The organism is Micromonospora sp. CPCC 206171, from assembly GCF_036906755.1.
GTDB classification, from domain to species: domain Bacteria; phylum Actinomycetota; class Actinomycetes; order Mycobacteriales; family Micromonosporaceae; genus Micromonospora; species Micromonospora purpureochromogenes.
The window spans coordinates 14856-25703 of record NZ_JBAKHT010000009.1; the positions used below are offsets into that span (position 1 = coordinate 14856).

Below are 10848 nucleotides of genomic sequence, written 5' to 3' on the forward strand. Positions count from 1 at the left end.
TCAGCCCTTCATCTGGGTGACCGGCGGCGCGGTCTCGTCACCGGTCAGGCTCTTCTGGGCGGTGGCGGTGAACGCGGTGCCACTGCCGGAGAGCTTGGCCTGGTACATCGGCTGGAGCAGCGCGTGGTCACCGGCGCGGATGGTCATCGACCCCTTCACCCCGTCGAACGTCCAGCCTTCGAGGGCCTTGACCATCTTCTCGACGTCGTCGCCCCCCTCCTGCACGGCGCGGACGACCATCTGCGCGGCGGCGAAGCCGTCCGGGTGGAACAGGTCGATGGTGCCGCCGGGGATCTTCGCCTTGGCGGCCTTCGAGGCCTCGGTGTCGCTGGCCCCGTCGAAGTAGTGCGACAGGAAGGAGATCTTGCTGCCGGCGGCGCCGAAGGTCGGCCAGGAGGCGCGGATGTCCAGGCCGGTGACGACCGTGGTCGAGCTCAGCACACCCTGCTGGTCGAGGGTCTGCCACATGGCCGGGGCGGTGGTGCCGGCCCAGGCGACGAAGAGCAGGTCCGGCTTGGCGGCCTTGATCTGGCTGGCGAACGGGGTGAACTCGGTGGCGCTGGCGGGGGCGCGGACGCTGCTGACGCTGGCCCCGGCACCGCCGATGACGGCCTTCACGGCGGCCTCGTTGGCGTCGCCGAACGCACCGTCCTGCGCGAAGACGACGACCTTCTTGCCGGCCGGGTCGCCGATGAACGACTTGGCCGTCACCACGTCCTGGTACGACTGCCGGCCCGAGCGGAACGTGTACTTGTTCGCGCCGGTGAGCGCGTCGGTGGCGGCCGGGCCGGAGATGAACAGCACCTTGTTCTGGGCGGCGATCGGGGCGACCTGGAGCGCGACGCCGGACGCGGTGGAACCGGCAATGATCTTCGTACCCTTGCCGATCAGGTCCTTGGCGGCGGAGACCGCCTTGGCCGGGTCGCCGGCGTCGTCGACCTCGGTGAGCTCGATCTTGCGGTCACCGACCTTGCCGGTGCCCTTGGTGGCGTAGTCGAGGCCGGCCTTGAACCCCTCGATGTACTGCTTGCCGTAGCTGGCCAGCGCACCCGACTGGGAGTACACCAGGCCGACCTTGACCGGTGCGGCGTCGCCGCCGCCGGAGGCGGTGTCCTGCGGGCTGCCACAGGCCGTGGCCGCGAGCGCGGCCGCCATCACCGTGGCGGCGGAAAGGAACACCCGTCGCGTGTGCCGGATCGTCATTGCGACTCCAGGTGGGGACAGGGGGAAGTGTCAGTTGTCGGCTCACGCTAGAAGTGACGCCACGCACGGGCTATGTGGCCCCGGCACACAAGTGATACGGACCGGGTGGCCGACCGTAACAATCGCCGCGCGGGTGCAAGTTACCGCCCGCTTCGTGATGGCTTGTGCCGCCACCACCCGACCCGCCCCTGTGTCGCGTCCCGCCATCGCCCCGACATCGCCGGCCGTTTCTCGTTCCGCCCGCCCTCCACTGTCGATCGCCGCGTTCGCCGCCACTCGCGCCGGCCGATCCTCCCCGCCACGGCCGCCACGGCCCATCGGTGGAACACCACGGGTGTCACCGCGGTCGCCAGGCACCCATGGTGTTCCACTCGCCGATCGGCCGGCGCGGGGCGGCGCAGGCGCCGTCGTGGTCGGCCGGGCGGGGGCAGCGCCGGCCGCCGTCGAGCAACCGGTCGCAGAAGACCCAGTGGCGTACGCCCTGCGCGTCCTCGGCCGACACACCGTGGTGCCGCCGCCGTCCACTGCGGGCAGGAACCCGAGCGCCCGGGTGATCGACCGGGCGAGGCGCAGCGCGGCGGGCAGGTCGGCGGCGACCACTGGCAGGTGTACGACGAACCGCCCCGGACTCACCACCGCGCGCCCGGGGTGAACCGGGACTGCCAGCTCCGCAACGCCCGCTTGATCCGGAGGTTCTCCTCGGTGGTCAGCGCCAGGTCCCGCCGAGCGTTGGCCAGCTCGGCGGCGACCCGATGCAGGAACGCGTGCACCTCGACCGGGTCGAGTCCGCGTCGTACCTGGTGGAACTGCTGCTCGCGGATCTGTCCCGCGGTGAGCGGCCGGCACGACTCCGAGCGGTACCAGCCGGCGTTCGGCGGACGGTGCGGATGGCGCCGTGGGGCGCGGCGGAACAGGGAGAGCACGTTGCGCATGAGCCACCTTCCGGTCGTCGCGTCATCGCGTCATCGCGCGTCGTCGCGCTGGAAGGCGGCCCGGTCCACCGATAGGGGACGCGGACCGGGCCGCCGGCCCCGCGACCGCAGCCCTCTTCGGCGGTACGACCCCGGAGCCAACCTTGGGTGTCCGCCCCCAGGGTTTGCCGAACCAACCGGAGCCGGACACCGAGCAACTTACGCCACTAAGTGGCGCGAGTCTAGCTCCCCGTGTCGGCGCGCCAACTTATTGCAGATGCTGGTGTAGGTCCGGCATGATCGGAGACGCCGAACCAACCGGAGTCTCACCATGCCCACAGCACAGCCCGAATTCCGGCGCATCGTCGACGACATCGCCGGGAAGATCAAGAACGGCGAACTCAAGCCGGGAGACAAGCTGCCGTCGACCAGCAAGCTCGCCGAGATGTACGGCGTCAGCAACAACACGGCCTACCGCGCGCTCGTCATCCTTCACGACCGCGAACTCATCATCGGCCAGCAGGGGCGCGGCACCTACGTGGCTGAGCGCCCAGCAAGCTAGCAGTTCAGGCGCTTTGGAACTGATGTCGTAGCCGACTCAGCCGGCGGGGCGCTCCGCACCATCCCGCAAGATCGTGCTCATCCGCCTGGTAGTGGGCCGCTGCGGCCGAGCGACACCACTACTTCCGGAATGGAGCGCAATCTCCGCCCGTCGCGGCACCCACCCGGACAGGGCTGATTCGTTTACGTCATCAGCTCTAAAGGGCCGCAATGACACCACCCCACTCCCGGCAGCGGCTGCGGCTCGGCCCAGGTCAACAGGCTCCGCTCGGAGCGCCCGGCCCACTCGGCTGCGTACCGTCGCCGACACGAGAAGGGGGTGCCCGGCCGGACCGGACACCCCCTTTCCGCGTACCCGACGGGGAACCTTCGCCACCGCGAGCCAGGCCGGTGGGCTCGGCTCGCGGTGGCGCGGCGGTCGGGGTGGGGCAGCGAGCTGCGGTCAGCGCTCGGCGAGGCCGGCGCGGGCGGCGACCGCGGTGTCGGGCTGGTCGGCGAAGACGCCGTCCAGGCCGAGGCCGTGGAAGAGCTCGTACTCGGCGGTGATGTCACCGCGGGCGTTCGGGTCGGCGCCGATCCGGAAGTCGGTCGGGAGGAACTGGTTCTCGGCGCGGAAGGTCCAGGCGTGCACCACCAGGCGCTCGCGGTGCGCGTCCCGGACGACCGTGGTCGGCGCGCGCAGCTTGCCGGTGGCGTCGCGGGGCACGATCAGGTTCTTGTTCAGGCCGACACCGTCGGCGTAGTCGGCGATCCACGCCAGCCCGGCCGGGGTGGCCAGGTCGGCGTAGGTGCGGGCGTCGCCGGCGGCGGTGAAGTCGTACGGGCGACCGGCGGCGTCCAGGAGCTGCACCAACGGCACGTCGATCATCGCGTCCAGCCTGCGCAGGTTGGCGGTTTCGAAGGACTGCACGAAGACCGGGTCGTTCCGGTGGGTCAGCTTGTTCTTCCGCAGGACCGCGACCAGCGGCTCCTCCAGCGGCAGCCCGATCGAGGCGAAGTAGCTGGGGTGCTTGGTCTCCGGGTAGACACCGACGGTGCGGCCCCGCTGGCGACTCTCGGTGCGGGCCAGGTCGATGACCTCCTGGAACGTCGGCACCTCGAACCGGCCGTCGAAGGCGGTGTTCGCCACCCGGACCTGCGGCAGCCGCTCCTTGGCGCGCAGGGTCTTCAGCTCGGCGAGGGTGAAGTCCTCGGTGAACCAGCCGGTGACGGCCACCCCGTCGATGGTCCTGGTGGCCTTGCGGGCGGCGAACTCCGGCCGGGTCGACACGTCGGTCGTACCCGAGATCTCGTTCTCGTGCCGGGCGACCAGCACGCCGTCCTTCGTCGAGACCAGGTCCGGTTCGATGTAGTCGGCGCCCATCCGGATCGCCAGCCGGTAGGCCTCCAGGGTGTGCTCGGGGCGGTAGCCGCTCGCGCCGCGGTGGGCGATCACGATGGGCCGGTGGCTGGCCCGGTCCCGGCCGGCCTGGTCCGCGCGGTCGGCGTCGTCCTCACCGGCCGACGCCGAGCCGGGGACGGCGACGGCCACCGCGAGCAGGGCGGCGGCCAGGCCGAGGGCGGAAAGGGTACGTCGCAACGCCGTCTCCTGTCGTCGATTGGTCGCCGCCCAGCAGACCGGTCCGGGCTGACCGCCAGTTGGTCGGCGGCTGACCGGCCGGTGAACCCTGCGGGATACGCCATTCACCGACCCGAAGATGCCCCGAACAGGAAGATTGTCTGGTGCGCCGGTTCCTTCGTCACCCCGTCCGGCTGGTGCCGTTCGGCTTCCTGGTGGCGATCGCGATCGGCACCGGCCTGCTGATGCTGCCCTGGGCGACCAGCGAGGACCGCTACACCCCGTTCGTCACGGCGCTGTTCACCGCGACCTCCGCCGTGTCGGTCACCGGCATGGCCGTCAACGACACCCCGAACTACTGGAACGGGTTCGGGCTGGTGATGATCACCGTGCTCACCCAGGTCGGCGGCCTGGGTATCCTCACCGGCGCGGCCCTGATCAGCCTCGCGGTGTCCCGGCAGCTCGGGCTGCGCAACCGGCTGCTGGTCGCGGCCGAGACGGCCGAGTACGGCGTCGGCGACGTCGGCTGGCTGCTGGTGCGCATCGCCAGCACGGTGGTGGTCACCGAGGCGCTGATGACGCTGGTCGTCAGCGGGCGGCTCTGGCTGGCCTACGGCTATCCACCCGGCCGGGCGCTCTGGTCCGGCACCTTCCATTCGATCCAGGCCTTCAACAACGGCGGGTTCACGCTCTACTCCGACGGGCTGCTCGCCTTCTCCCGGGACCCCTGGGTGGCGCTGCCGCTGGGCATCGGCGCGATCATCGGTGGCCTCGGCTTTCCCGCCCTGTTCGAGGCGGCCCGGCACTGGCGCCGCCCGGCCCGTTGGGCGATCGCCACCAAGCTGACCATCTGGGGCAGCGTGGTGCTGGTGGCGGGCGGCTTCCTCGCCCTGCTGCTCGCCGAGTGGAACAACCCCCGCACCATCGGCACGTACGACGCGCCCGGCAAGGTGCTCGCCGCGTTCACGCAGATCGCCCTCAGCCGCACCGGCGGCTTCGACGTGATCAACATCGAGTGGCTGAGCGAGGAGAGCTATCCCCTGCTCATCGCCCTGATGTTCATCGGCGGTGGCAGCGCCAGCACCGCCGGCGGCATCAAGGTCTCCACCTTCTTCCTGCTCGCCTTCGTGATCTGGGCGGAGGTGCGCGGCGAGCCCGATGTCGTGGTGGGCCGGCGGCGGGTGGTCGGGTCGAGCCAGCGGCAGGCGCTCACCGTGGCGCTGCTCAGCGTCGCGCTGGTGGTCATCGGCACGGTCGGGCTGATCCTGATCACCGAAGGGGTCCGGTTCAACGAGTCGCTCTTCGAGGTGACCTCGGCCTTCAGCACCACCGGCCTGTCGGTGGGGCTCACCCCGAAACTGCCCGAACTCGGCCAGTACGTGCTGACCCTCCTGATGTACATCGGCCGGGTCGGGCCACTCACCCTCGGCTCGGCGATCGCATTGAACACCCGGAACCGGCTCTACAGCTACCCGAAGGAGCAACCCATTGTCGGCTAAGGGAACGAGCGACGGCGCCATCGCGGTGATCGGGCTGGGCCGGTTCGGCTGCCACCTGGCCGGCGCGCTGACCCGGCTGGGCCACGAGGTGCTCGCCGTCGACCGTGACTCGGATCAGGTCCAGCGCTGGGCGCCGTACCTGGAAAGGGTGGTGCAGGCGGACGGGACCGAGGAGGACGCGCTGCGCCAGCTGGGCCTGGCCGACTTCCGGCGGGTGGTGGTCGCGATCGGCGTGTCGCTGGAGGCGAGCGTGCTCACCGTCGTGGCGCTGACCGAGGTCGGCGTGCCGCAGATCTGGGCCCGGGCCACCTCGGACAAGCATGCGAGGATCCTCGCCTCGGTCGGTGCCCACCACGTGATCTTCCCCGAGGCGGAGACCGGGGAACGGGTGGCGCACCTGATCGTCAGCCGGATGCTCGACTTCATCGAGTTCGGCGACGACTTCGCCATCGCGAAGGTGCCGGTACCGCCGTCCCTGGTCGGCCGGTCGCTGCGCGATCTGGCCCCCGAGCGCTACGGCGTGCTGGTGGTGGGCGCGAAGCTCCCCGGGGAACGCTTCCGGTACGCCACCGCGGACACCCTGCTCAGCAAAGGCACCGTGCTGATCGTCGAGGGGACGATCGCTCAGGTGCAGCAGTTCGCCAACCTCGGCTGACCGGTCACTTCCCTTTGCCCTTGCCCCCCTTCGTCGCCGCTACCGGCCGCCTTTTCCCTTGCCCTCACCCGACCCCTTGCCCTTGCCGGAGGTGCCGGACTTCGCCTTCGGCGTGCCGGACCCACCGCTGCCCGAGGACTTGGCCGTGGTCTTCGCCGGCGGCTTCTTCGTCGTCGCCTTCGGCGGCGCCTTCGTGGTCGGCGCGGTGGTCGGCATCGCCCCGGCCACCCCGGAGACCCGTACCCCGCAGGCGTTCTCACCGATCTTGAACTCCAGCGGCAGCGGGTTGCCGCCGACGTACCGGCCGGACAGGGCGATCTTCTCGGAGGCCCCCGGCGCCAACGACTCCCGACCGGCGGCCGGGCCCACCCGGACCGTCCGGCCCTCCTGCCGCACCGTCGGGCCGGGCGCGGTAAGCGTCTGCTGGCCGGGGAAGGCGAAGCTCATCGTCCAGTCCCGCAGCTCGCGGGTACCGGTGTTGGTGAGGGTCAGCTGGGCGGCGAAGTCCTTGCCGGAGTCGCTGCGCAGCGCGTACTCGACCTCGCAGGGGCTCGGCTGCTCCAGGCCCATCCGCGCCTCGGTGGGCTGGTCGACGCCACCGCTGGCCGGGGTCTTCGAGGTCATCCCCCACATCGCCGCGGTGACCGCGACCAGACCGGCGGCGGCCACCCCGGCCTCCACCCGACGCCGCCGGGTCGCCGCCCGGCGGCTGCGGGTCCGACCGGAGAAGGGCAGCGCGTCGGTGTCGGCCGACCAGGGCAGGATCGTGGTGCCGGCGCTGGCCAGCAGCGCCGGGTCGAGCGTGCCGGGCGCCGGGGAGACCGGCACGGCCGCGATCATCCCGGCCGCCTCGGCCAGGGTACGGGCCAGCTCGGCGGTGGTCGGCCGGTCCTCCGGCCGCTTGGCCAGGCAGCGGTGCGCCAGCTCGGCCACCTCGGCGGGCAGCCCCGGCACCTCCGGCATCGGCTCCGGGTCGTTGTACATGTGCGCGCGCAGCATCTCGGTGGTGGTGCTGGCCTCCCACGGCAGCCGGCCGGTCAGCATCCGGTAGAGCAGCAGCCCGACGGCGTACACGTCGGTGGCCGGCGAGACCTGGCCGTTGTCCAGCCGCTCCGGCGCCAGGTAGGCGGGAGTGCCCAGCAGGGCGCCGTCCGGGCCCTTCTCGCTCTCCCCCACCAGCGCGGAGATGCCGAAGTCGACGACCTTCACCCCGTTCGGGGTCAGCATGACGTTGCCGGGGGTGACGTCCCGGTGGACCACGCCCCGGGCGTGCGCGGTGGCCAGCGCCGAGGTGACCTCGGCGGCGATGGTGACCGCGTCGCGCCAGGCCAACTTCCCGTCCCGGCCGAGCTGCACGGTCAGCGGGGCGCCGTCGACCAGCTCCATCACGACGTACGGCACGGTCAGGCCGACCTGCTCGGACTCGCCGTAGTCGTACACGTTGGTGATGTTGGGGTGGCAGAGCCGCGCGGCGGCCTGGGCCTCGACCCGGATCCGGTGCCGGAAGGCCTTGTCGCTGGCCAGCCGGGAAGCGAGCACCTTCACCGCGACCTGCCGACCCAGCACCTCGTCGTAGCCACGCCACACCACGGACATGCCGCCGGCACCGAGCTGCTCGATCAACCGGTACCGCTCACCCAGCAGCTGCGCGCCGTTCCGGATTCCACCACCCATGGTCGGACGTGTTGCCCGGGAACGAACCCGCTACACCTCGCTGGTCGTAATCGGTCAGCGGATTCACCCGATCAGGCTGTCGCGAGCAGTTGGTCCACCGGCGCGTAGTCGTCGGTCAGGACCAGCGCGTCGTCGACGAAGGCGGCCAGCTCCCCGCCGGCCAGCAGGTCCGGCACCGGGTCGAGGCGGCCCAGCCGCTGGGTGAGCGCGTCCACCGGCAGCGGCGCGTCCGAGGCGACGATGAGGAAGTTGGAACCCTGCTGACCGGCGATCGCGGCGGCCGGGGCGACCAGCGCGACATGGCGGAACTCGGCGGCGACCGTGGCCAGCTCGCTGCGGATGAAACGGCCCGGCGGATAGTCGATGACGTTCTGTACGTACATCCCGCCGGGTCGGAGCACCCGGCGCACCTCGGCGGCCATCTCCCGGGTGGCCAGGTGCCAGGGCACCACCAGGTGGCCGAAGGCGTCCCCGACCACGAAGTCGCGGCTGTCGGTGGGCTCGCCGCCGACCAGCATCCGGGCGTCACCCACCACCGCGCGCAGCCCCGGCCCCGGCCGTACGCCCAGCAGCCGCCGGTCCAGCTCGACCAGCTCACCGTCGATCTCGAAGACCACGTTGTCGGTGCCGGGGCGGGTGGCGCTCAGGTAGCGCGGCATGGTGAAGCCGCCGCCGCCCAGGTGCAGCGCGTCCAGCCGCCGCCCGGCCGGGGCGACCACGTCCGCCGCGGCGCCGATCCACCGCGTGTACGCGTACTCCAGGTGGGTGGGGTCGGCCAGGTCCACGTACGAGTGCTCGGCGGAGTTGAGGTAGAGCACCCGCCCACTGGCGCGGGACGGGTCGTCGGCCACCCGCGCGCAGTGGTACGCCGTCTCCACGTCGCACGGGTTCGGGGCGACCGCACTCAGCCCCGCCCCGAGCAGTCCGAGCACCGCGAGGGTGGCCTTGGTCCGGGCCGCGCCGGGCAGCCCGCCGCCCTCCTGCCGGCGCAGGTGGAACCCGAGCGCGAGGCCGGTGACCCCGAGCAGCACCGCCAGCGCGATCAGGATCACCGTGCTGGGCAGCGCCGCCACCAGCACGAAGCCGGTGACCAGGGTGGCGGTGATGCCGCCCAGCGTGCCGATGCCGGAGAGCCGCCCGACCACCTGCCCGGTGCGGCGCAGGTCGGCCAGTTGGAGCTTCACCACCAGCGGCGTGACCGCCGCGAGCAGAGCCGCCGGAACGAAGACCGCGAGCGCGGTGAGCAGCAGGATCGCGCTGGCCGCGCCGCCGCGCAGCACCTCACCGGCGTACCGGACCACCGGCAGGGTGACCGCCGTGGCGATGCCGGCCAGCACCAGCGCCGGGGCCAGCAGGCCGCGCGGGTCCCGCCGGTCGGCCAGCCAACCGCCCGTCCACGCCCCGTACGCGATCGCGGCCAGCGCGATGCCGATCACCGAGCTGGTGACCTGGAGGGTCACCCCGACGTACGGGCCGACCAGGCGGAGCGAGACCGTCTCCAGCACCAGCACGGCCCCGCTGGAGAGGAAGACCAGGAACGCGGCGAGCCCGTTGGGCAACGCGCGGGCGGTGGCCGGCGCGGCGGGCGCCGGGTTGACCACGACGTCGGGCGATGAGCTGCTCACCGTCGCGATGGTACGCAGCGTTCCCGGCGCTCCGGGTCAGTACATCGAAAGATGAACATGGTTTGTGTGGTCGGCGGCCGGGCTGCCGGAGCCGCTGTACGACCGCCAACCCGTGTTCGGCATCCAGATCTGCCGGTACCAGATCACGTAGAGCACGCCGAGCCGGCTGGCGTTGTTCTTGAAGTAGTTGGCCAGGCTGTCGCCGTACGCCTTGTCCCCGCCGGTGGCCGTACGGTCCTCGAACCCGCCGGTGGCGGCGGCGAAGTCGCAGGCCCGCCCCTTCGGGTGCTCACCGCCGCCGCCGCTGCGGAAGCAGGAGACGTACCGCTTGTAGCCGGCGGCCTGGGCCTGCCGGAGGGCGTGCAGGGTGCGCGGGGTGATGCAGCCGTCGGTGGTCGGGTCGTTGGCCGAGCAGGACTCCGACGGCCAGGACCCGTCCGAGTTGCGCGGCGCCGGACTCGCCGACCGCGAGCTGCCGCTGAAGCCGGAACTCGTGCCGGAGCTGACCGTGGCGAGCGCCCGCTCGGCGTCCCGCTTCCGCTTGGCCAGCGCGGCGAGCTGCTTCTGCTGCTCGCGCACCTCGTTGTCGATGGCCGCCTTGGCCTGCGCGGCCGCCTGCTTGGCATCGGTCAGCTCGCGCAGCCGCTTGGCGTCCCGCTGGCCCATCACGTCCAGCTCGGCGGCGCGTTGCAGCAGCGCCTGCGGGCTGGCGCTGTTCAGCAGCGCCGAGGCGGTGCTCAACCGACCCAGCCGGTACGACTGCGCGGCGACCTCGCCGACCTGGGCGTTCAACCCGACCAGCCGTCCCTCGACCGTCTTCAGCTCGCCGGTCAGGGCTGCCTGGCGGCGCTTGGAGTTGTCCAGCTTCGCCTTGGCCTCGATGTGGCCCTTGGCGGCGGCCTCCAAGGCCTCACGGAGCTTGGTGGTGCCACCCTCGTTCGGCTCGGCGGCGGCCGGCGCGGCGCCGGCGCCGAGCAGCAGCGCCACGACGGCGAGCAGCACGATCAGCGGCCGGCGGGCGGCCGGCCTGGTGAGGCTGGTCCTCGGCACGACAGTGTCCTTCCTCGGCCACCAGGGGGACGGCGGCGCGGCGGGGCCCCGCCGGCTCCGAACGGACGGGCCTGCGGGCGGCGACCGCCGGACACGATACCGGACCCAGGCC

General features: G+C 72.1%; 9 protein-coding genes and 1 pseudogene. 3 read left to right on the forward strand and 7 right to left on the reverse strand.

Annotated elements, in window-relative coordinates:
- The 3 genes and pseudogenes from V6U89_RS13110 to V6U89_RS13120 all read right to left on the reverse strand — a co-directional run bounded on the left by V6U89_RS13110 (position 1) and on the right by V6U89_RS13120 (position 2135).
- Positions 1 to 1203 (reverse strand): substrate-binding domain-containing protein, encoded by a 1203-nt coding sequence (locus tag V6U89_RS13110; RefSeq protein ID WP_334571237.1) that lies wholly within the window; start codon positions 1201 to 1203, stop codon positions 1 to 3.
- A 337-nt stretch (positions 1204 to 1540) separates the two neighbouring features.
- A pseudogene (locus V6U89_RS13115) lies at positions 1541 to 1836 on the reverse strand (hypothetical protein).
- The gene (locus tag V6U89_RS13120) at positions 1833 to 2135 is read right to left on the reverse strand and encodes a DivIVA domain-containing protein (RefSeq protein WP_334571238.1); all 303 of its coding nucleotides are present in this window, start codon (positions 2133 to 2135) and stop codon (positions 1833 to 1835) included. Before V6U89_RS13120 ends, V6U89_RS13115 begins: the two are co-directional and overlap by 4 nt.
- Positions 2136 to 2445: 310 nt before the next feature.
- On the opposite strand from V6U89_RS13120, the gene V6U89_RS13125 reads away from it, so the two are divergent.
- Complete coding sequence (locus tag V6U89_RS13125; protein WP_334571240.1) at positions 2446 to 2676, forward strand: GntR family transcriptional regulator; 231 nt, start codon at positions 2446 to 2448, stop codon at positions 2674 to 2676.
- A gap of 441 nt (positions 2677 to 3117) precedes the next feature.
- Here the strand turns inward: V6U89_RS13125 and V6U89_RS13130 are convergent, their stop codons facing one another.
- Complete coding sequence (locus V6U89_RS13130; RefSeq protein ID WP_334571241.1) at positions 3118 to 4254, reverse strand: glycerophosphodiester phosphodiesterase; 1137 nt, start codon at positions 4252 to 4254, stop codon at positions 3118 to 3120.
- Positions 4255 to 4397: 143 nt separating this feature from the next.
- On the opposite strand from V6U89_RS13130, the gene V6U89_RS13135 reads away from it, so the two are divergent.
- Together V6U89_RS13135 and V6U89_RS13140 are read left to right on the forward strand one after the other, a co-directional pair.
- The gene (locus V6U89_RS13135; protein ID WP_334571242.1) at positions 4398 to 5732 is read left to right on the forward strand and encodes a TrkH family potassium uptake protein; all 1335 of its coding nucleotides are present in this window, start codon (positions 4398 to 4400) and stop codon (positions 5730 to 5732) included.
- A 25-nt stretch (positions 5733 to 5757) separates the two neighbouring features.
- Positions 5758 to 6387 (forward strand): potassium channel family protein, encoded by a 630-nt coding sequence (locus V6U89_RS13140; RefSeq protein ID WP_334571403.1) that lies wholly within the window; start codon positions 5758 to 5760, stop codon positions 6385 to 6387.
- A 39-nt stretch (positions 6388 to 6426) separates the two neighbouring features.
- Here V6U89_RS13140 and V6U89_RS13145 read toward each other — a convergent pair whose 3' ends face one another.
- The 3 genes from V6U89_RS13145 to V6U89_RS13155 all read right to left on the reverse strand — a co-directional run bounded on the left by V6U89_RS13145 (position 6427) and on the right by V6U89_RS13155 (position 10736).
- Positions 6427 to 8061, reverse strand: coding sequence for a serine/threonine-protein kinase (locus tag V6U89_RS13145; RefSeq protein ID WP_334571243.1), 1635 nt, complete (start codon positions 8059 to 8061; stop codon positions 6427 to 6429).
- Positions 8062 to 8132: 71 nt separating this feature from the next.
- The gene (locus V6U89_RS13150) at positions 8133 to 9686 is read right to left on the reverse strand and encodes a fused MFS/spermidine synthase (RefSeq protein WP_334571245.1); all 1554 of its coding nucleotides are present in this window, start codon (positions 9684 to 9686) and stop codon (positions 8133 to 8135) included.
- Between the two features lie 36 nt (positions 9687 to 9722).
- On the reverse strand, positions 9723 to 10736 hold the full coding sequence (locus V6U89_RS13155; protein WP_334571246.1) for a coiled-coil domain-containing protein: 1014 nt from the start codon (positions 10734 to 10736) through the stop codon (positions 9723 to 9725).
- Between the last annotated feature and the right edge of the window lie 112 nt (positions 10737 to 10848).